Source organism: Pseudoflavonifractor phocaeensis, from assembly GCF_038439875.1.
GTDB lineage: Bacteria > Bacillota > Clostridia > Oscillospirales > Oscillospiraceae > Vermiculatibacterium.
Genome location: NZ_JBCDMT010000002.1, coordinates 167,585 through 191,294, shown reverse-complemented (window position 1 = coordinate 191,294; position 23,710 = coordinate 167,585). Strand labels below are relative to the sequence as shown.

The 23,710-nt window shown below is 62.4% G+C and carries 3 protein-coding genes (1 of these 3 only partly in view); 1 reads left to right on the top strand and 2 read right to left on the bottom strand.

Annotation, left to right across the window (positions count from 1 at the left end):
* The first annotated feature begins 339 nt into the window (after window positions 1-339).
* A complete protein-coding gene (locus tag AAEU42_RS03170; protein ID WP_342232080.1) occupies window positions 340-786 on the top strand; it encodes a hypothetical protein in 447 nt (148 codons plus the stop codon).
* 131 nt (window positions 787-917) lie between these two features.
* On the opposite strand, the gene AAEU42_RS03165 is transcribed toward AAEU42_RS03170, so the two are convergent.
* Together AAEU42_RS03165 and AAEU42_RS03160 are read right to left on the bottom strand one after the other, a co-directional pair.
* The gene (locus tag AAEU42_RS03165) at window positions 918-4,856 is read right to left on the bottom strand and encodes a hypothetical protein (protein ID WP_342232079.1); all 3,939 of its coding nucleotides are present in this window, start codon (window positions 4,854-4,856) and stop codon (window positions 918-920) included.
* Between the two features lie 1,153 nt (window positions 4,857-6,009).
* Window positions 6,010-23,710 carry the final stretch of an RCC1 domain-containing protein gene (locus tag AAEU42_RS03160; protein ID WP_342232078.1) on the bottom strand. It continues 84,959 nt past the right edge of the window, so the window shows 17,701 of its 102,660 coding nt (coding positions 84,960-102,660); its start codon lies beyond the right edge, outside the window; the stop codon is at window positions 6,010-6,012.

Sequence of the window (23,710 nt, the reverse complement as noted above, 5' to 3'; positions counted from 1 at the left end):
CCTATTATTATTGAGTTCTTCCTTCTTCGCATCTGAACTCACGATAGTTTCCCGAACCGCTTCCAGATCAATTGGCCCAGTGTCATTCAGAGAAAGGTCCCGGAATGAAGATCGCCTTGGATATTCACTATCCCCGTACTCCGCTCCCCAGCCCCAGCCAAAAACGTACCATCCGGCAAAGGTTCGGTCCGGTATACGGCCCAGCAGGGGCTCCAGGTCTCTGATGTTGCAGGAGCCTCCGCCCTCATAACTGGGCCTGGTCACCATAAGCTGATCCAAAGTATAGATGCCATTGGAGTCGGAGACCCAATTCAGATATTTGTATCGCTCAAGATTGGAATGGTTGTCAACATCCAAATCCTTTTCCACGGCCATCTCCATACTGCCGCTGTTGAAAACCTCTCCCCCAGGCTTTGCCGTATCCACCCGGTACTCCAGATAAGCGGTACCCATAAAAATATCCGTGTAGCCAGAATCCACCTCTGCCTGAAGCATCTGCTCCAGCAGGTTGATAATTTCAGGCTCCGTCTTTTTTTCTTCGGTCTCCGTTTCCTCGGAGGGCTCCTCCTGGGTGGGTTCCTCGGGAGGAATATCTTCCGTGGGCGCGGGAGAGGCCATGCCCTCCACTGGAATCTCTTCCGGGGGAACGCCCTCTTCCGTCTCAGTAGGCTCAGGGGTGACCACATCTGTAATTTCTGGTTCCAGCCCTCCGGTATTGGTGGTAGGTTCGGGAGCGGGACTGGAGGAAGTGAGGGGCAGTTCCTCAAACGGCGGCTCCGGGGATAGAGACACCGCCTGACTGACAGGCCCCCCTAGCATCTGTGCGGCTAACAGCAAACTGACTGCTTTTCTACCTGCCTGTCTCATCTCTACCCCTCCTCTCATCCAAAAATAGGCGCAAGGACCCACAGACTACATTATGATATGTAGTCTGTGGGCTTGTAATAAGGCACGATTTGGTCCACACCATAATAGAGCTTATTGGCGTCGATGTTGTTGATGTTCCGGTCGTTGTTGACGTCACAGACCCGGTAACGGTAGAGACGCCAATCCGGGAAGCTGGCGGCCGCAGTATCCCCCAGAGGATCGGCCACCCTGTTTTGGATCAGCTCTCCGTCCACATACTCCGCCTGCCGGTTGGCGTCTACGTCGCCCACCCGCGCCAAGACAATCATGGGCCGCTTCAGGACGATATCCGTAGTGCCGTCATAGTCTTTAAAGGTGTAGCACAGGGTATAAACACCCGGACGAATGGCGTAGTCATAGACCGTGCCACTCCCGTCGTCAGTCTGCCACCAGTTGTCGATGGTGCCGGTAGCGGAGTCGTCCGCCCGGCCTGTGTCCGCCTGGCCCAGGTCCAGTTCCACGGTATCCACCGTGCCTGCCGCTGTCTGCTGTCCCAAAAAACGTTCCTTCTGCGTGGCAGCGGCCTCATCCAGCAGATCCACCACTACACTGCGGGAAATATCCGCCGGGTCCACCGGAAGTCCGGCGGAATTTTTAACATCGTGGATTCCGGGGTCCTGGAAGGGCTCGCCCAGGATCACAAAAAGCGCCTTCTCATCCTGATCATAGTTGTGGTTGGCACTGCTCACCTTGCCCCAGGCCTCCGGCCAATATGTGTTCTTCAGCGCAGCCGCCTTGGCGGGCGTCTTGCCCGCCGCAAAGCGGTTCTCCGCCAGGAAGGCGCTCCACGCGTCGGCCCTGTCGGCATCTGTGGTCAGGGTGCTGTCATTGTAGATCATGCCCTTGGGCGAATTGCCGTAGCCCATTTGATAGGGGATGTTCTTCCCCCTCCGGACAATGACCACCTGGAAGGTCCTGGACACCGGCACAGGGGAACCTGCAGACGCGGCGGGGTAATCCGGGGTAGGCGTAGTCACCACACAGCTCAGGGTGATCTCCACCGTTTTGCTGGCCAGGGCGTCGGGATCGTTGGGATCCACCGGGGCGTCAAATATGCTGGTCTGGTGCTCTGTGGGTGCGCCCGCCGTTTCGTGCCAGGCCTTTCCCTGCTCATCCGTGGTCGTGTTGGAAAGTGCCGACCCATTGGACGTATCCGTGATGTAGACCTTTACATCATCAATATTAGGCGACAGCTCATTTTTCCGAAGCTTGAGATAGAGCTGCACTTTCGTCAGATCGCTGCCGTCGCTGGCCTTCGTGGCGTCCGCGTTGTCCCCCAGCACCACCAGGTATTTCTCCTGGCTGGAATCACTCTCCGTCATGCCGGGATCCACCTGGATCACAGTGGGAGTATTCTCATACCAGCGCACGTTTTGCCGGTAATCCTCTTGGATCAGGGTAGCCCCTATGCCCGTACCGGCCTGAGCCTCCGTGCCGGCGTATGCCTTCAAAAGACTCATCCGCAGCTTGGCCATGACCGGCTCGTAGAAGTCCACGTGGATCACCACATCTTTGGCGGGCATCTGGAAGAAGTAGGCCACTACATCTGTGTCCTCCGCCACCGCGCTATCCTTTTCATACTTATACACATAGAGGGGCACCTTGACCGCCCCATTCATGTAATAGACCTCTTTCACCTCGTTCTCATCGGTCGGCTCGGCATAGATCCACACGTATTCGTGGTCGACGGCGTAGACATCCACCGCCGGATCAAAGGCAGGCCGGTTTGCTATGCCGGTGGCTGTGATCGTCCCACCCTGGGGCGTTCCGGCCGGGAGGATGGGCTGATTGCCCGCCATGCCCGTCACGATTTTCGCCGTACCCATGCTCCCATCCACGGGATCGGTCACGACGCTCACATTGTAAACAGCTTTACTGGTAACCTCGAATTGCGCATAGAAGCTTTTGAGCGGATCATCCTTGTCATAGCTGTTGCTGGTGATCAGCAGCAGGTCCCGGTACAAGACACTGCTGTCGTTGCCGGAAAGGTTGTAGACATAGGTGACGGTAAATGTAGTCTTCCCCCCCGCGGGCAGATAGGGGGCCGGTGCCTGGAGCACCTCAAAGTGGCTGCCGTCGGCGGGAGTGTGTCCGCCGTGGTCTGTATCGACGCTCAGGCCGTACAGGTCGGTGGTCCCCGTGTTCTCAATGGTCAGGGTGAAGGTCTGGCGCGCCACATAGCCCTCGGTTTGAACGGTATAGGTGATCTCCGACACCTCGTCCGGCGTGGTGCCGGTCCATGTAACGCCCAGGTGGCTGTCTCCCTCGTGGTACAGACGAATCTTGTCGTCACCCTTGGGATCGGGCACCGGCTGATCCGCTCCGCCCGAGGGTTCGGCAACATACGCGGGCGCCTGCACCTGCATCTGCACCTTCTTCTCATCCGGAGCGGCCGCGTTATCCACCCGGCCGTAGCCGGGATAAGCCGCCTCTTCAAAATTGGCGGGACCGCCGTAGGTGACGACAGAATCCGGCCCCCAAACGGGCGCCGTCTGTCCACCGTCGGCCGTACAGGTCCAGCCTGCATCCACGGCCCGGAACTGTCCTATCCTGCCGGGCTGCGCTCCCGTAGCGCCGTCATAGGTGGTGTTTACCCCGTAGCCGATGGGCAGCACCACATGGCTTGGCAGAACGCTGTCGGAATAGAAGGGATACAGACCCGCGTGCAGGCCGGTAAAATCAAACTGGGTGCCGTCGCCCACCAGATAATTATCGGTGTAGTAATTGGTCCTGGGCGGCGCGTAGACGGGGATCAGCTCCGACCATTGACCACCGTCCTCCTGCACGGAGATATAAAACCACCCGCCCAGATTGATGGACCGGCGCACGTTCTCTCCGCCAGCGGAAAGAGGCCCGCTGCCGGGATAATAGGTCAAATTATAGACTCCACTCCCCCCCGGTGAGGGCAAATAGAAGGGTTCGTCAATCGCCGGAGGGGCGGATACCTCCGGCAAATCACCCGTAGTATCGTTCGTATCGATCAACGTACCGTCGGGCAAATAGGTGCGGAAAGCCACCGCCGCAGCAAAGCCTTGCGCCACGCCGGCATCGTTTTGTTTTTCCACCTGCAAAGTCAGGATCCCCTTGTCGCCCGTACTGACGTGGGCGGCCACATAGTGACGATCTATGTAGTCAGCATCCGCCATAACGGTTCGGCGGGCGGAAAGTCCCTCCGTAAACGCGTCGGGAATCGTGACCCAGGGATAATGGGCCGACACATAATCCCGTATTGCCCCGTTGTCCGGGCCCGCCAAGGCGTACTCACCCGCCGCAGGCCAGTCCTGAGGTGCGGCCTCCGTTGTCTTCAGGGTATTCAGAGCGTTAGGCGCCCAGGTGTCTACAGGCATCGTCAGCACAAAGGAGCCCGGCACCGGGGAGAGCCCAAGCACCGCCTTGTTGGGAAGGGCCAGATCCTCCAGCGTGTCGGGGTGGCCGCTGTTCAAAAAGGCCGCCGCCTGCGTCTCGCTGTAAGTGCCCTCCAGCCCGGTCGCGTTGACGCCCGTCAGCTCCACCTCGGAAACTGTGAGATGGACCTCCATGGGCAGAGGATATTTTTTGTTTGTCCCATCCTCTTCGTAATAAAAATACTGGGTGACCAGATATTCTCCGCCCTTGGACGTGTAGCCGGTCAGCGCTTTCCACTCCGTGCCGTCGCTGGCACGAGTATAGTCGGGCGTCTCACCCACCTGGACGGGGCGGTAGACGGCGTAACCGGCGGCGGTATCCCCCCAGTTAAGGATAAAGTTTTCCTGGGTGGCATCGGCGTATGTACCCGTGATCTCAGGACGGTAGCGCTGGATGGTGGAGGCAATATCGGCAGAGGTACCCGAAGTGAACGCCTGATAGGCGTTTACCGTCAGCTCCGCGCCTCCGGCCACCTCGGCTTTCACCAGGACCTTGGGGAAAATAAACTCAAAGATGACCTGGGCTTTTGAGTTGGGATCGCTCACATCCCCGTTAGGTCCATAAGGATTTTCCGCACTGTGTTTATTTGTTATGTACGTATCATCATAGTCCTGGATCAGCTCCGTCAGCATCCAGTTTTTATCCGGGTCTGTCGGATAGCCAATCAAAAAGTCTGAACCACTCCCAGTGGTGTCCGAAAACTTTTTCACCATATCCGCAAGGTGATCCGGATTGACTTGAAAGCTCAATTCGCCTAGGTTTACGCCTTTTCCGGGACCAGAGGTCCCTGCCCCGTCATCGGAATAGCCGTCTTTCCCATTCTCCGAATCAACTACGCCGCTGGCGTTAATATAAATGTACGACTTATTCTCTGTTCCTCCGTATATATCCATCCATTTCACTACATTATGGTTAGGGTCCATCGTATTGAGTATATCCTGATCCAAGCGAAGGTACATATTGATGCTGCCGTTTACGGGTCCGCCAGCTTCCGTGCTGTCCTTTCCCGGCACCACTTCAGAATATTTATATCCATCCTCCCCCACGGATTTAAACGGAGAACGCCGCCCCTGGCTGGTAACATCAATAAGAAGAGCGCTGTCCTCACTGTAATATGTTCTTTCCGAACCAGTAACCGCCGTGACCAAAGTCTGTTTCTCTCCGCCACTTCCCATTTCCAAATAGGACGGACGGATATAGTCGGGATTAAACTGAATGTTAAACGCGGTAGCGGCAAACTTTTCTGTGTTTTCCACCGAAAGCCGTACCAACGCCTGAATGGACCCATCTTCTATCAGTTTAAAGTCCATGCAGCGGAATAACAGCGTAGGAGGACCAGGTTGCGCGGCAAACGCAGTGACACCCGCCCACACCGTCATACCGGTCAGCGCAATCGCCCCAGCCGCCAAAGAAAAGCGCGCGACATGGTCGATTTCTTTCCACAGCTTTTTCCCACTCATCCGGCGGCTCACCTCTTTTCTCTTTGATTGGTCATTTTAGGGCGCAATAAGCCATAAGTATACATAATAATACTATTACAGTATACCTATTTATACTACTAATGTCAACAAAACATACTTAAATTTTGTCGCTTTTTAATCATTTATAACCACAGATTTTTACTATTTGTATTTCTCTCTTTTTGACATAAAGAAAGACCCCGGCACAGACGTGCCGGGGTCCTTCTTATTACCTGGATCAATTCCAGGGCTCGGGAAGTGTTCTCCGGGGACTAGTGTTGTTATCCATCCAGAACTGGACCAGAGTCGACTGAGTCTTGTAACCCATAATGTAGTCCAAATCCACCACATTCAGCTTGCCGTTCTGGTCATAGTCCAGCATGGCAGGCAATGTATTCGGGAACACACTAGTATTGCTCATGAGTGTCATCAGCATGATCTGAACGTCTTCTTCGCTTCCCAAATCCTCCAGGCCCATATCGTTCTGAGCCATATTCTCAAGGATCTGGTCCACCAGCTGATTGGTCAGCTCATCGACAGGGTCAATCGGCCCTTCCACATCCTCAGCGGGCTGGTCGGGCGTCTCAGGTTTGCTCTCGCCCTTTCCAGGCTGGTCGGGCGTCTCAGGTTTGCTCTCGCCCTTTCCAGGCTGGTCGGGCGTCTCGGTGTCGCCCTCACCCTCAGTGGGCTGGTCAGGCGTCTCGGTATCGCCCTCACCCTCGCCGGGCTGGTCGGGCGTCTCGGTACCGCCCTCACCCTCGCCGGGCTGGTCAGGCGTCTCAGCGCCGCCTTCGCCTTCGCTGGGCTGGTCAGGCGTCCCGGTACCGCCCTCACCCTCGCCGGGCTGGTCAGGCGTCTCGGTGTTGCCCTCACCCTTGCCGGGCTGGTCGGGCGTCTCGGTGCCGCCTTCACCCTCACCGGGTTGGTCAGGCATGTTAGAACCGCTTTCGCCTTCATCGGACTGGTCAGGCAGTTCCGCACTCCCTCTGGGCTCTTCTCTCCGCTCCACAGGTCTGACAGTGACCACCTCGTAAGTGACCTCTATCGCCTGGTTCACGGATCCACTCTCCCCAGAGGTCTCCTCCTCCGGCTCCGGAGTCTCTTCCGTCGGGGTTTCCTCAGTGGAGGTCTCTTCGGCCGGAGTTTCTTCGGGCGCACTGTCCTCCGCCGGGTCAGAGGGCGTCTCTTCGGGCGAATTGGGAAGCTCATCCGGTCCGGCCGGTTCTGTGACCTCCGGCGCCGGGTTCTCTTCATCCGAGGGGACATCCCCGCTGTCGTCCGGCATCACCGGATCGGGAGCAGGTGCAACGCCGTCAGGCTGGGGCAGGCTGTTGTCCGGAGCGGCGGTGCTGTTTGTACCGCTGGAAACGGTCAGCTCACCCACCTTGACAAACGCTGTCAGGCCCTTGTAGATGTAGCCCACATACAGATAGCCGCTGGTGCCGTCAGTCAATTCGGCGGGGATCTGATCTCCCGGTACCAGGACTGCCTCGGCCTCCACCAGACTCTTGGCGTTGGCACTGCTGCTGAAGTAGAACTCCACCTGATACTCGGCCATAGCCTGTGCCGAAGGTACCAGCTCCACCGCAGCGCCGTCGCTCTGCTGATAGTAGACCGACATACTGCTGACGTCAAAGAGGTCACCGGGTGCCAGGGCCACATCACCATTCACAACATGGGTGTTCATGTTCAGCAGGCGCTGTGCCATCTCCTGGTACACGCCCTCCATGGCGGAAGAGTACTGGGTGAACAGTTCCACGTCCGCATCGTTGATGACACCGTCGTTGTTGACGTCACCGGCCCGAACGCCCAGGTTCTTCAAGGAGAACTGCGCCGGGATAAAGGTATCGGAGATCCGGAGGTTGTCCACCACGTTGTCCAGGAAGCCCGGGCGGGACGCCACCAGGGTGTAGACACCGGCCGTACTGATGTCGGTATCCAGGAACTCATACTTGCCGGTGGTCTTGTCGGAGACCAGCTGTTTGACCAGGGTCAGGTGTCCGGCGGCCACCAGGGCGTCGAAGCGCTCCCGATAGGTGGCTTCCGCCGCCAGGCTCACCAGCGGATTGTCTCCGGAAGTGGCCTCCAGCACGGAGAGGTAACCCATGTCGGCGCTCTTCTTGTAGAGGGTGACATAGGCGCCGCGGTCGGCGCGGATGGCCGCACTGGTGGTGCCCAGCACCCGGGTCTGGAAGGTGGCGGTGTTGCCCTTGGTATCCCGGTAGACCGTGATCCAGTAAGTACCCACGCCGCCGCCCGGCTCGGTCACCCGCACCATGAACTTGTCGCCGCCGTTCAGGCCGGTATCCAGGTACACGGTATGGGTCAGGATCACCTTGCCCGGCTCACTGGTGGTGTCGGTGGTGCCCGCTCCTCCGTCGGTGCTGGCCAGGAGCACGTTGTCCTTGAAGAACTCCAGCTTGGAGCCCTCCACGGCCTTGGCGTTGAGCTCCATCTCGTTGGTCAGGGCCTCCACCAATACGGAGTAGCTGTACCGCTCCACGTCAAAGACATAGGGTGCGGTGTCGCCCGTGGGATCCACAGGATCCGTGGGATCGGCTTCCTTGTCCACGCTGGGATCGTCAGGCGCCCACACCAAGCCCTGATCCGCCACATAGGCGGGGGCGCTGGTCGAGGGATCGTACCTGTTGTTCCCCTCGCCCTTCCACATCATCTCGAAGAGGTCGCCCTGGGTATTGTCGGTGACCCAGATGGTGTCCAGCCTGCCGGTGTTCTTGCGGATGATCTTCAGCACGTAGGTCGTGTCCACGCTCTCCGAATCGATGCCCGGTGCCTCGCTGTGGCCGGTAACGAAGAGCCAGCTCTCCGTCTCACCGGGCTGGAGCTTCACGACCACGCTGCCGAAGCCGCTGGCATCCAGGTCGGTGACGGTGGGCACGCCGTGGTAAGTGACCATCATCTTGTTGGCCAGGGAGAAGAGATCGGAAGCCTCCACATTGATGTACTCGCTGTCCATGGAGAGGTTGATGGTGTAGTACTTGATGCCGGGCTGGAAGCCCTGGCCGTCCAGGTAATCGGCGGGCGTGTTGCCCACCATGCCGTCGATGCCCTGCATCAGCGTGGCCGGGGCATTGACGTGGCCGACGGCCGCGGGTTCGGTGGCACCGTAGTACACCTTCATGTCGCCCAGCTCATGGGGGTCGTTCTGACGCCGGTCACCCCTCACCGCCAGCAGATAGTACTCGGAGGTGCTGCCGGTCTCGGTGGTGGTGACGGTGAACTTCAGCAAAGCCTGGAACTGCTCGTCGGCAAAGTAGGCGTTGCCGAAGTCCGTCAGATACTTGGTCTCGCTGGTCATGGTGACACTGGCAGCCGTGCTGCCCACCCGGGACATCTTGACGCTCTGGGTGGTGCTGTCGAACTTGACCCAGGGCCACAGGCGGCTGTCCCGGTAATCCATGACCACCATGTAGTAGGGGTACTGGGGCTCGAAGCCGGTGACGGGCACTGTCGCCGTGGCGTCGTCCGGGTCGGGCTGGGTCACGATGCTGGTCCGGTCGTTCTTCTCGTCCAGCCGGTAGAGCGGCAGCAGTTCGTCCGCCTCAGGCTGGAAGGCCTTCAAATCCTGGAGCTGATCCAGGTTGGCGGGCACGTCGCTGCGGGTGATGTGGATCACGTACTTGCCCGTGCGGGTGCCGGCGCCGTAGGCGTAGGTCAGAGTGACCTCTACCCAGAACTCCTCCAGCTCCTCGCCCGTAGTGGCGTCGGTGAACTGGCTGTCGGTCTGGTTGTAGGGCACGGTCAGCTCGCCGGTGGTGGTGCTGGTCGTTGTCACGGGGGCTCCGTTCTGGTCCACGGGGGTGATCTCATCCGTGGACAGGAAGCTCCCGTCCTCCTGGCGTGCCTTGTAGGCCGTCATGGAGAGGGTGGCGTCCCGGTAGCCCACGCCGTAGTCGGCCTTGGCCCAGACGGCAAAGTCGGTGCGGCCCTTCCAGACCTCGCTCTCGTACTCCCGGACCACCGGGTCATAGACGGGCGTCAGGGCCGTGTTGGCCTTGACCGTCTTCAGGTCCCGAAGGATGGGATCGGCGGTGCGGTACACCGTGAGGCTGTACTCGCTGATGACCTCGTGCCCGCTCTCGGCGAACTGGGTCACCCGGATGGTCAGATCCATCTTGGTCGCCCGCACTTCCTCGGTCACGCCGGTCTCGGGATCGGTGACCGTTTCAATGACGGGGAACTCAAACTCCAAGTAGCCGCTGGGGCTCTTGGAAATGGTCTGCCGGCTGCCGGCTTCGTCATAGACCTCGATATAGGCCTTGGGCTGGTACTCGTAGACGAAGTTGGCGTTGGCGTAGAGCTGGGCGTCGGCCAGGCTCACGCCCGGGTTGGCGTCCATGTAGTCGGCCACGAAGGCGTCGTACTGGGCCTGCTTGTCGGCCTGGGCCTCCTCGGGCGTCCGCAGGGACGCGCTAAGCCAGAACTTGTTGCCCGCGGCGGTGGCCACATAGCGGAACACGTTGGGGGCAAAGGCCGTGGTCACGGTTCCGGAACTGGTCACAGGCTCGGCGGTGCCGGTGGTCCCGTTGTCCTGCCGCAGGTAGATGGCGGCCAGGGTGGGCCCGGTTACGCCCTCGGTCTCTCCGGCGTCGTTCAGGGCCTCCACCGGCTTGCCGGTCGTCTCGTCCCGCTTGGCCATCCCGTAGCTGTCCAGCTCCACCTTACGCAGGGCCGGGGTGGTGATGTCGGTGGCGAAGAGGACGAATTCCTGCACGGTATCCATGCCGCTCACCACGGCGCCGATGCTGTCCCGCTCGGCGGGGACCCAGCCGCGGATGTCAAAGCGCTCCTCATAGCTGGTCACGGGCACTTCCACGGTATAGACGGCCTTCTTGATGGGGAAGCCGCCGCTGTTGTCGTCGAAGGGATCGCCGTGGCTGGCCCTATGGCCGTTCACCGTCACGGTGGTCTCCCAGACCACGTCGGGCAGCAGGCCGTCGGGATCGGTGAACTCGTACTTCAGGTAGGGCATGGTCACCTGGATAGTGGCCGTCCCCTTGCCGTCGGCGTCCAGCTCCATGGTATCGGTCTCGGCCGACCCGTTGAGCAGGCCGGAACCGGAGCCGGAGGGCGGATAGATGACCGCGCCGTTCACCGCCACCTCCAGGTCCTCCATGACGAAGTTGCCCAGAGTGTTTCCGGCGGAGCGGATCAGGGTGAGGGTGTAGCGCTGGCTCAGGGAGTTGCTGGGCTCGTCCTCCATGACGGGATCCCGGACGTAGACGGTCACCACGGTGGTGGCACCGCTGCCCAGGGCCACATCCACGCCGGTCCCGTCCGCGGGCATGTGCAGAGCACTGCCGTTGACGGTGAGGATGGCGTCGTCGGAGAAGGCATCCGCCGTGATATGGACGCTGGTCTCATCGGAGTCCACATAGGCGTAGTAGTTCATCTGGCGGCTGGCAAATTCGGTGGTGAACTCCAGCGCGCCGGTATTGACGCCCGTAGCCTCCAGGGCCTTCAGCCCGGCCTCCGCCTCCACGGCGGTGACGCCCAGATCCAGGCTGACGCCGGAACTGGTCACCCGGTCGACGGTCAGGGAGTAGACGCCCCGGTAGTAGGTGTTGCCGTTGGGCCGGATGTCGTAGAGGTAGATCTTGAAGCTGTTGCGGCCAACGGCCAGCTCCACGTTCTTCACCTGCTGGGTGGCCTTGGCGGTGGCAAAGCCGCTGCCGGCCACGACCACCATGGACTCGCCGGGAATACCGATGGCGGTGATGTCCAGGTTGTCCACGTCGTAGGGCACCGTGACAAAGTACTGCCGGTCGGCCCGGTCAAAGACCGGGGACATGGTGCCCTCGCTGACGCCCAGGTAATCCAGCAGCACGGGCACGTAGCCCTCATCCAGCCGCAGGACGTTGACGATGTAGCGGATGCGGGTACCGGTGAGCTCCCCGTCGGCGTCGGTGCTGTAACCAATGATCTCGAAGTAGTTCTCATGGCCCACAGCCACCGGCATATCCTCCAGGCTGCCCTCGATCTGGGCGTCGGTGTTCATATCCCGGAAGATCAGGTTGTTGATGCCCAGCGCCGCGGCGTTCTCCGCCAGGGCGTACAGGCTCACCTTGTCCACCTCGTGGGGCACCACCACATTGTAGAAATGGGTGTCGCCGGTAAAGACGGGGATCATGTCCAGCTCCACCGTATCGGCGGCGTCTCTGGGCTTGGTGTAGGTGTGCAGGTCCACCAGGATGGGCTGCTGGTAGCCGGGCTCCTCGGTCTCCGCGTCGGCACGGTTGATGACCACCGTATAGGCCTTCTTGGCGCCGTTGCGGTCGGTGAGGACGATGACCACCTCGTTGTCACCCACCACCAGGTCCCGCAGGGTGAAGTACACGCCGCTCTCGGCGGGACGGTTGTTGATGGTGATGGTGTAGTTGTAGGCCACCTGGTCGTAGACCTGGTTGCCGTCGCCGTCCACCACGGGGATCTGGCTTCCGTCGCTGGGATCCGTGGTAAACTGAGGCACCAGCTCGTAGTAGGTGCTGTCCACCAGCAGGTTCACGCTCTCCACCGGGTTGGGCACTCTGGTGTAATAGGCGTTGAAGTCCGTGGTGAAGTCGGGCACCAGCGGGTACTCCACGGTGGGGGACTCCGACTCCTCGTAGACATGGATGACGGTGCCTTCCAGGACCGCGGGCAGGCCGCTGACATAGGGCGCCCGGTTGATGGTCACCAGGTAACGCTTGGTGGTGATGCGGCCGTCCGCCGCCGTGACCTCGGTGATGAAGGTGACCTCGGTGGTCCCCACGTTCAGCATCAGGTTCAGGGCCTCGTCGCTCTCGAAGTAGCCCCTGCCGTCGGCGTCCACGTGGTTGTAGGTCACGCCCACCTTGGTGCGGGTCCCGTTGGCGTTGATCTGGACCACCTCGACCCGGTAAATGCCTCTGGGTCTGCTGCCGTCGGAGAGCATCGTGATCTCCTCGGGCCGCAGGGTGGGCGTCAGAGAGATGCTGTCGGTGCCGTTGGAATAGGACAGGGTGTAATTGAGCAGCTCGCTGTTCCAGATGGGCGCCAGCGCCCCGCCTCTGGTGTAGTCCATGGCGATGATGTCGCCAGTGTCCATGTAGCCGTTGGGGGTCTCATAGGTGCCCAGGTTCAGCTCCACCTCGTAGGCGTAGCGGTAGGTCCGCTCCACGGGGCTCTGGATGCTGACGCCGCCCACGGTGATGGTCTCAAAGCTGCTGTACCGGCCGGTGACGGTGACGGTCACCCGGTTCTCGCCCTGGTCCAGCGGGATGTCGTGGACCCAGAAGCCGTTGCCGGTGACCTCTTCCTTCAGGGTCCGGCCGCCCACATCGCGCACCCGGATCCGGTCCACCACCGCGCCGTTGACGCCGGTGTTGTCCGCCCGGACCAGCAGGTCCGCGGTGCCCTTGTCCGCCGGCACGTAGACGAAGTACTCGAACCGGTCGGGATCAAAGATGGGCTCCATCTGCTGGTCGCTCTTCAGCTCGGAGAGCTTGGCCACGTCGCTTTGCTTGTACACCGTCAGGGAGGCGTAGCTGCGGTTGTCCCCGTTGGTCAGCTCAAAGACAAAGCGGTTGTGGTCGGTGGCGAAGTTCACGTCCAGCGCGCTCAGGTCGGTGGCGGTGAGCTGGGTGCGCACCGGCTCGCCGGTGGCGGGATCCGTGACCCCGCCGGGCTGGATCAGGTTGACCTTGTAGCCGCTGCCCAGCAGGACGTTGAGCACCTGCAGGGAGAGGCTGCCGGCAGCCGCCGCGGTGGTGTAGTAGAAGTTCTGATCCGCCGCGTGGGCCACAGCGTCCCGGGTCACGTCCTGTCCGTCCACCAGCAGGCCCTTCATGGTGGGCGCGTCGCCGGTGATGAGCTCGGACTTGTTCTTGTAAAGGTACAAATCGTAGGTGCTGCCGGAGTACTGGGCGTCGTTCTTGAGCACCTTCACCGCCACATGGTAGACAGATCCGCCGGTGAGGCCGGCCAGCACGTACTCGTCGGCCACCACGTCCTGCGCCACAGGGACATTGTCCTGATACACGTCGAAGGTCACGGTGTAGCCAACGCCGTCGGCGTCCACATAGGGCACGGGCCGGATGGTCAGCGGGGCGTTCATCCCGGCGTCCACGGCAAAGTAATAGGTGCCCACCGTGGGATCGGGGTCAAAGACCGGCGAGAAGTCGTAGTAGTGCGCGTCCGCCTGTCCGGCGCCGGCGATGAGCTGGATGTCCTTGAGCTTGGAGGTGTAGGCGCTGGGACGGCGCTGGATGATGATCATGTAGCTGCGGGTGTGCAGCTGATCCTGAGAGGTCACCGTCACCAGCATCACGTTGGTGCCCATGGACAGGCCCACGTCGTTCAGGGGACTGCCGCTGACATGGTTGGAAACCGTGCCGTTGGGCTGGGTGATCTTGATGGTGGCGCCCGTCACGGCGGTGATGCTGGTGAAGTCCAGCGTTTGCTCTCCGCTGTCCACCGTCAGAGTAAAGATGCTCTGTCCGGGGTTGGGGTCCGTGGTGGCCGACGGGTCGTTGTTGAACACAGGATCAAAGCTCAGGCTGCCGCCGGCGCTGTCTGCCGCCGTCAGCTCGGTCAGGTAGGCCGCGCTGGAATAGCGGTAGATATGCAGCTCATAGGGCCACATCTGGGCGGCCTCGCCGGGCTCGTACTTGACGCCGATGTCCAGGTTCATGTAATTGGGATCCACCGTGGGGATGTCCAGCGTGAGGAAGTTGTCGGTGGTGAAGCGCTGGACCTCGCCGGGATCGTGGTACTGGGGCACCAGGGCGCCGAACTGGACCATCTGCTGCTCTTCCGTGCCGCCGTTGGTGAGGGAGGTATACACACGCACCTTGCCCTTCACGGCGCTCTCGGGCACGCCGACCACAAAGGCTCCCTGCTCTCCGCTGCCGTCCGCCTTGAACTCGTTGGGATTCCAGAGGGCGGTGTAGACGTTGGAGTTCTGCTCGAAGGTACCGGCCCCGGTGTCCATGTACACGGTGAGGGCATCCCGGTTCACGGGCAGGATGTTCAGAGTGTATCTGGCCCAGGAGACCACGGTGGTGGTGACGCTGTAAAGGTTGCTCTCCTCCTGGTGATACACACGGGTGGTGGTGATTCTGGGACCGTCCACGTTGCCCTGGCCGGTGGTCTCGGTGGTGGTGTAGTCCGGCTGGCTGAGGACGCCCTGGACGTGGATGGTGTCGCTGGCGGTCACCGTCACCTCCGCGGTGGCGGGGATGATCCAGCTCCCGGAGTCACTCTGATAGGCGTCGCCCACGGTGGCGGTGTCCACGCTCACGTTGGGCATGGTGGCCACCGCGCCGGCGGAGGGACTCGTCCCCGCGGCCGCGCCCACGTTGGCCAGGAGCTCCACGATGCCGGAGGGATCCTTGGCCTTGGCGGTGACGGTGTGGAGGTCTGTCCCCTCCGGGACGTAGGCCAGGTAGGTGCCGTCGCTCAGCAGGGTGGTGTTGCGGCCGTCCACACGCAGCCAATCCAGGCTCAGATCCGCGCCGGAACGGTAGATGTAGAGGGTGTAGGTCAGCTGGTTGCCCTGCTCGGCCTGGACCACGAACTGGAAGGTGTTGATGCCCAGATTCAGCTGCACCGTGCGGGTGATCTGGGAGATCTCGGTGCCCATCACCTGGGTGGAGCCGTCGGAGGCCACTCTCATCAGGGTGATCTGGGTGCCGGAATGGTCGTGGATGTGGTTGGCGATGGCGTACACATCCACCACGTTGGTGGCGTAGCTCACCTCGTAGGTATAGGTGGTGTCGCTGCGCAGCGTGGGCTCGTAACCCACCACGCCCATCTGGAAGTTGCCCTCGCCGTCCTTGGCGATTGTGGCGTCGTTGGACAGGTTGTGGTACACCGCGTAGTAGGTGCGGGTGTAGCCGGTGAAGGGCACCGTCAGGGTGATGGGGATCTCGGCGTAATCCACGCTGGGATCGGTGATGGCGATGGCCTCGATCCGCTCGGACTCCTCCGCGGTGCCGCCGCCCACCTGGACCATGACCACTTCCTGGGCCATAGCCAGAGGCAGATTGGCGGCCACATAGGCGTCGATCTCATTCTGGGACGTATGGGACGTGCCCGCCAGAGTGTCGCCCGGGATGACCGTGCCCGCGGGGATGACCACGGAGGCGATGGCGGTCTGGATGCCGCTCTGATCCAGGTTGGGGTTAAAGGCCTTCCAGTAGTTGTACCAGAAGCTGTACCGCTCCTCCTTCAGCCGGTCCTCCTGATACTGGAGCCGCTGGCTCTGGAGGGTGTTGGTGGAGTCGTAAGCGCTGGCGTCCACGATCACGCCGCCCACCGCGCCGCCGGTGGAGGAGAAGTCGAAGGTGTAATCCAAGTGCTTCTGATAATAGGTGGGCGACAGGCTCAGCACGTTGGCCGCCACCATGTCGGTGTCGGGATCGGTGCCGGCGTAGATGGTCAGTCCGTCGATGCCCTTGCCCGGGTTCACCTGATCCAGGTAGAGGTCCACGTTGACGTAGTTGATGATGAGCTTGTACTCACTGGGACCCACGTCGCCGGAGACCGGGGTGACCACGAAGCGGAACAGGTTGTCGCCGTCGTTGAGGCTGCCGGCGTTGACCGTCAGGACGCCGTACTGGGGATCGAAGTTCCACACGTCCTGCAGGTCGCCCTTGACCCACTCCCCGTCCACCTTGTTGTAGATGAAGAAGTCATAGTGGGCCAGTTCGATCCGGGAGGTGGTCTTGGCGGCGCCGATCTCGATCTTGGCCCGGCGGTCGGTGTTGTACACCGTGGCCCGGGCCACCATCTCGCCTTCGGCGTTCCGGTTGAGATCCAAGGACTGGTCCTCCACCTTGATGTAGTCCAAGTTCTGATCCAGCGAGGTCTTGAGGATCACGGCCTGGAAGGTCTGGGTGGAGCTGCCCACGTTGACCCGGATGGGCACCACGGTCTCGGCGCCGGAGAGGGCCACCTTCGGGTTGACGGTCTTGCGGATGGAACCGTCGGGGTTATTGGCGTTGCCGGCGGTGTAGGCGGGGCTCGTGGTGACCGCGTTGTCGCCGGTGCCGATGGTGATGGTCATGGTATCGCTGTTCAGACGGTTGGCCAGATCGGCGTAGTAGGCCGCCAGCTTGGCCTCCCGCTGGGACACCGCGAAGACCTGCTCCCGGTAGATGGCGCGGTTCGCCAGCTTATCCAGGTAGTCGACATCCGTCGGATAGAGCCGGTAGAGCCGGCCCGCGACCTCGTCGGCGGAGCTGCCGTTGCCCATGTAATAGAGGATATCTCCGTCCTGGATGTCGCCGGGGGCGATGTTCTTCACATAGTGGAACCTGCCGTCGGAGGCCATGGTCATGATCTCGTCGTTGACCTCCACCGCCAGATCGTCGTAGTTGACCTTGTTGCAGTAGATGAACAGGTCATAGGTCTGGGTGTTGCCGCTGACGGCGGTGACGGTGACCTCCAGCTGGAACATGGAGTAGGTCCGCTTGTCGATGACCAGCTCGCCGGAGAGGACGTTGCTGTTCCGGATGGCGCTGTTCATCACTACGGTGACGCCGTTCACGGGGATGGGATCGCCCGTGCCGGGGGCTCGGTCCAGCTCGTAGGTCAGGGTTCCGGAGTTGTTGTAGCTGTACTGCAGGTAAGAGCCGCCCTGGACGTCCCGCATCTGGATGGTGGCGTTGGCGTCGCTGGCCACCAGGCGGAAGGGCACGAAGAGGTAATCCTCCGTCTCATAGGTGCCGCTGGTGTTGCTGCCCGCCAGGATGGTGATGCTGGCGGCGTAGCTGCGTTGGCCGGTGATGGCGGCGCTCTTGAGCTGGTTGTTGACCCGGTCCAGGTAGCCCACCTCCACCTCGGACAACGTGGCATCCGTGGGCACGTTGTAGAGGTAGATGACGTAGTCCTTGTAGACGCCGTTGGGCGCGGTGACCCGGACGTAGACGGGCTTCTCGCTCTTGTTGTAGACCTCGATGCCCGACTCGCCGGTGGAATAGCTGTGGGTGTAGGCCGGACCGTACTCGCCCGTGCCCTCGTCCAGGACGCGGATCGTGGCGTTGGGGTCGGCGGTCTGCAGGTACAGCCATGTCCTGGCGGCGCCTCTGGGCAGCTGGATGCCGTAAGAGCTCTCGTCCTTGGGCAGGCCGTCCACGGCGGTGCCCAGGCTGCCGTTGCTGGCGTTCTCGTGTCTGGCCGCCCGGACGATCTCCAGGTCGGTGTTGCTGGAGTTGCGCAGCAGGCGCAGCTTGTAGATCCGGTACTGCCCGTCGGGGGTGGAGATCTTCACAAAGAGGGTGTTGTCGGCCACGGTGTCCATCACGTAGCGCACGGTGGCGGTGTACATCTGGGTCCCTGTGGTCAGCTCCAGCCCGTCGGACTGGTAGATGTTGACACCGCTGGTGGGCGAGCCCGCCTTCACCGTCACGTAGGCGTTGACCGCGCTGGTGTAGATGGTGGCCACCCGGTTGTGGAAATCAGTGAGCTCGCTGGCGCCGCTGCCCCAGGAGGGCGGCGTCCACTGCTGATCCTTGCTGATGTCGTCGGGGGCGGCGGGGGTCTGGGCCACCTGCATGGTCTCGGGGTTGTTCTGCTGGTGGTTCACCGTGATGAGGGCGGCCAGGTCGCTGATGTCGTCCTTGCGGGTGATGAGGAGCAGCACCACGTTGGTCTCGTCGGACAGGTCGTTCAGGCCGCTGGCCGTATCGTACCGGTCGTTGGAGCCCAGGAAGATGGGATAGAGCATGGACTCGTTCTCGCCCAGGCCGGACACGTCGATGCCGGCGTCGGCGGCGGTGTCGTGGGCATCCTGGCCCAGGACCATGCTGTCCATCTTCCCGTGGACATCCACGTAGGTGCCGTTCATGGTGGCCACCGCCTGGAGGAAGCCGTTGCTGGTATCCGTCAGGGTGATGTCGATGGCGTACACCGGCACCTTGGCGGCGTTGGTGATCTCGCTCCAATAGTGCTGGCCGGCCGTTCCGGACTGGCCGTCCCGGTAGAGGTAGGTCCGCCCGTTATCCTTGATGACCTGCAGGCTGCCGGTGCCGTCCACCAGGGCCGCGCCGCCCGCCAGGGTGACGCCGGAGGGCAGGCTGGCGGGATCCACCACTAGGCGGCCGCTGCTGTCCACGGTGAGCTTGGCGGTCACATCCGTGCCATTGACCACGGCGGTCTTGGCCCGGCGCTGGTTGTAGTCCAGGGTGAACAGGCTCAGGTCATTGGCCTTGCGCACCAGGGTCAGGGTGTAGGTCTGGGCCTTGTAGTCGTTGGCCTGGTTGCTCACCCGGACCTGGTAGGTGACGGAATCCAGCGCGCCGCTGAAGGGCAGGGTCACGTAGGCGTTGCCCCGGACCTGCATGGCGCCGGCGCCGGTGTGGAGATCCTCCGGCCTCGTGTACAGGGCCACGTTGTCGTCGTACAGGCCGTCCGCGCCGGCGGAGAATACCTGGAGCAGGGCCTTGGTGGACTCCGGCCGCAGAGCTATATCCACGCTGGTCATGCCGTAGGGCACTTCCACCACAATCGTGTTGCCGGTCACGTTCTGGACATTGGCCGCGTCGCCGGCCTTGATGAGGCCGGTCCCGTCGGTGGGCAGCTTCTCCACCTGGGCCAGCGTGCGGTTGTCGGCCATGAAGGTGACGGTCAGGTGATAGATCAGGGGGTTGCCCTTGTCGCCCTGTCCCTGGGCGTTGTCCAGCTGGCTGATGACCTTGATCTCAATGTTCAGATCTTGGCCGCCGCTGTTGTTGATGGTGACGGTGTCGATCCCCTCGCGGTATCTGCTGCTGCCGATGGCGATGCCCGCGTAGGGGTATTCCGTCATGGCGGAGATCTGGAGCTTGGAGGCACTCTGGCCTACGGAGGCGGTGAATTTCGTGGGGATGTAGCGGCCCTTGGCGTCCAGGACGGGCTGGCCGTCCTCCACCTGGTATTCCACGGGGATCCTGCGGGGGTTGCCGTCGTAGTCGGGCACGGGGTCATAGTCGTACTCGAACACGCCGTCCCCGTTGACGTGGCCGCGGTAATCCACCGTCACGTTGGGCGCCAGGGTCTCATAGGTGCCCTCTCCGTCGCCGTAGACCCAGATGGCGTAGCCCTCCTCGGCCTTGTCCTCGGGGGCGCCGTAATCCTGGGCGTTCCAGCTCTGGTAGTCGATGGCCCGGTTGGTGTCGTCCCGCATCCGGACCTCCAGGGCGTAGTAGCGTACACTGCCGTCCTCGGCCTTCACGCTGAAGTAGACGTACTCCACAGGCCAGCCCATCAGCCACAGGTCGTCGGGATCGAAGGCGGGGTTCATCCGGCCGGTCAGGTCGCTGAGCTTCACCTCAAGCAGGACCCGGCTCTTCCCGTCCTTGTACACGGCCTCCGTGATGTCCCCGGCGCCGGCGTCGATCACCGCGTCGTTGGGCTGCGGCATGGTCACGTCGCTGCCCAGGACCGTGATCTCGCTGGTGTTTCGGGCGGCCTTGATCTCCACGGCCACCTTTCCGGAGGCGGCCACCTCGGAGCGGCTCACGTAGCCGCGGTAGATGGTGACCTCGGGGCTGGGCTCTTCCGCGGTGGCGAAGTGGGCCAGGATGGCCTGTTCTCTGGCGGAGCGGGCGGCGTCGTACGTGTTGAGCGCGGCGTCGCCGTAGAGCATATCCATGCGCTCCTGCAGAGTGGTCCCGTCGCCGGGGAGGGAGAGCTCATTGCCGTGGCTGTCATAGACCAGGCGGGCATTGTCGGTGACGTCGCCGTTCACCCGCACGTACTCCAGAGCGCCGCTGGCGGACTGGACGGTGATGCGGACACAGTACCACCGGGTGACGGTTCCGTCCTCGGAGGTCAGCGTGAAGTACAGATACCCCACGCCGTTGGCGTCCAGCTCCACGGACATCCAAACGCCGCCGTTGGTGCCGGCCACGTCGTAGCTGCCCAGGGTCTCGCCCACGTAAGTCTTGCCGGAGATCAGGTTGCCCTGGCGGTCCACCACACTGCTCCAGTCGTTGTGGTCGCCCAGATAATCGTTCTCCACGTACGTGGCGGTGGTCCCCCGGACCTGGATGGCGGCGGCCCGGTCGCCCACCACGTTGGCCAGGGCGGCCAGCTTCACCAGCACGAAGTCCTTGCCGGTGGCGTCGTCGTGGACCACCTTGCGCTGGTTGGCCAGGAAGGCATACTTGGCCAGGGTGGCCGGGGTGCCCAGGTCGGTCCATCCGGCCGCCTGGGAGTGGGACTTGTCGGAGACCTTGGTGACGGTCAGGTCCAGGTCAACGCTGTCGGACTGGACATAGATGTCCACCACATAGTGGTCCTCCAGGCCGGACTGGGCCACACTGGTGACGGTCACCCGGGTCATGACGTAGGGGTTGGCGTCTCCGGCGGTGCCCACGGGAGCCAGCGTGATCTGGTAGGGGCTGCCCGCCAGGACGGTCTCCGGAGAGATCATGGCGTCGGCCGTGGGATAGCGGATAACCTTGGTCTCCGCGCTCTGATCGGCCCGGATCCACTCCACCTTGTAGTACAGGTCCTTCATGTCGCCCTGTCCCAGCTGGTCCAGACCCAGCCAGACCTGCTGGCCGGCGGCGGCATAGTAGGGGTTGGCCACCAGATGCTTCTGCCCCAGCTCGTCCGTGGTGTACACCAAAGAGCCGTCCGCAGTCTGCTTCCAGGGGTTGATCCCGTAGCTGTACGTGTAGGTGGTCGTGCCGTCGTCCGCCGTGGTGACCGCGGGATCGGTGAGCGGGGCGATGGCATAGGGGGCCTGGACGGCAGCGTCGTCGGTCTGGCCCACGGAGAGCTCCAGGTCCTTGGCGCTGTTGTTCATCCGCTTGGCGTTGACGCTGTAATCCACCCAGGAGACCACCTCGCCGCCGACCTGGTAGCCCACCCGGATCTTCACCATGGTGGAGGCCTCCACGGCGTCGTAGAGGTCTACGCCGCCGGAGCGGAAGCGGCTGCCGGAGGCATCCCAGTGGTCGGAGTCGGTCTGGGCGTACCAGTCGGACCAGACAAGGCCCCGGTAGCCGCCCAGGTTTGCGGTGTTCTCCCGGTCGGCCAGCCAGGCGTCCAGGTTCTCGCTGGTGCCGTTGGCGCCGCTCCAGGTCACCCCGTCGTAATCGGAGGCGTAGTTGGAGTAGCTGCCCTCGTACTCGCTGAGGAGCCTGTCGTAGAAGGCCCAGACCTTGGAGAGGTTCTCGTAGACGGCCAGGTCGGCCTGATAGGCGGCCTCTCCGGCGGCATCGGCGGGGTAGTCCGCCCGGTCGGGGGCGGCCTGGGGCCGGGGCGCGCTGGTGAGGGCGTCGGGGATGACCAGGTAGCCGAAGCTGACCACGATCTCGGGATCGATGCTGTTGTTGGGCCTCACCCACACCTGCTCCAGGGAATTGCCCGCGGCGTCGGTCTGGGCGAAGGGCTGGATGCTGGCGGTATAGCGCTGGCCGTCGGAGCCCGTCACCTCGTCCGCCTCAACAGCGTCCTGGGAGTAGACCCAAACGGCGTCCACCTTCAGGTTGACCTTCTTGATCTGGATATCCCAGGTCTTCCAAACGGTGGGATCCTCGTAATAGCCCTGCGTGGGCCGGACGTTGGCGGTCATCTCGGTGACGCCCATGGGGCTGGTGTCCAGCACCACGCCGGTGTGGACATCGGTCTGGCGGACGTACTCTCTGGCCTCGTCGTCGCCGGTGGCGGGGACGTTGTCCACCCGCACCTTGGCGTAGGCGTCGGCCGTGACGGCCGTGACGTTGTCCAGCTGGGCGATGGTGTCGGGCACGTAGAGGACATAGGCGTTCTCCGCGTCGCTCCACACGCCGGGCACGGTGTAGGTCACGCCGTCCAGGGTGTACTGGCCCATAACCTTGTCCAGCTTGTTGTTGTCGTTCCAGTCCATGAGCTTGACATACTCGGTGTTGTAGCGCAGGACGGGTTCGGCGGAGGCGTCCTCCATGCCCTTGACGGTGAGCTGGGCCATGGTGTCGCCGGAGGCATTGGCGGGGATGAAGCCCACGTTCTCCATGGCAAACTGGCTGTCGGCGGTGGGCTCCACGCCCTTTTCGGTCACGGCCACCTTGGCCTCGCTGTAAAGGGGTTTGCCGTACACGGCGTAGTTGACGTCGGCCGCGTGGGTGGCCGGGTCGATGATGGCGATGTAGACCTTCTGGTCCTTGCTGTCTCCGGTCTCCACGTTCTGGGCCAGATCCCAGTACTCCACGGCCACGTAGTCGTGGAGGGCGGCGGCGGCGATGTCGCCCACGCTGGCACCCGTCATGGTGCCGGCCGCGGCGTCGTACTCGTCCTGGGTGCCCACCTTGACGGTATCCATGGTCTTGATGACCCGCTCCACGCTGAGGAGGTACTGGCCCCGGTTGCCGGCGCTGGCCTGCACCGTGACGGCGATGACCAGCTTGTCGGGCAGGGTGCCGTCGGCGGCGGCGTAGTCGGCGAAGCGGAAGGTGGCATCCGCCGTCTGGCCGCCGAAGGTGACGGTGTTGTAGTCCAGAGTGGGATCGTAGACCCGCACGTCCACCTTGGCGCTGGCGCTGTTGGCGGTGACGTGGAGGGTGAACTCGGTGGAGCTCTCAGGCACGTGCTGGCTCTTCTGGTACACCGGCGTGCCGTTCTCCGTAAAGGTGACGGGGATGTCGGTGTGCTCCAGGTAGTCGGCGTCGTTCTCCGGGGTCACCTTCAAGGCCTCGGTGTAGTCCAGGGTCAGCCGGTTGTTGGCCAGCTTGGTGTCCCCGTTGGTCTTGAAGATGTCCAGATAGTACTCCCGCTGGAGCTGGTCGGCCACCTCGGCGGGCAGGCCGGGGATCCCGGACTTGACCACGATCCGCATCCGCAGGTTCTCGCTGCTGCCCATGGCCTGCTTCCAGAAGTTCTGGCTGATGGTCTCGCCGGCGGGCCAGTCGGCGTCGGGGGCGGTGAGGGTGGGGTCGTAGCCGTTCATGGTGCCGCCCACCAGGCCGGCGGTGATCTCCGGCTGCACGGTG

What these genes read in the sequence shown, in the direction of transcription:
- AAEU42_RS03170 (WP_342232080.1), top strand. Translation starts at nt 340, where the DNA reads ATGGTTGTCAACATCCAAATCCTTTTCCACGGCCATCTCCATACTGCC.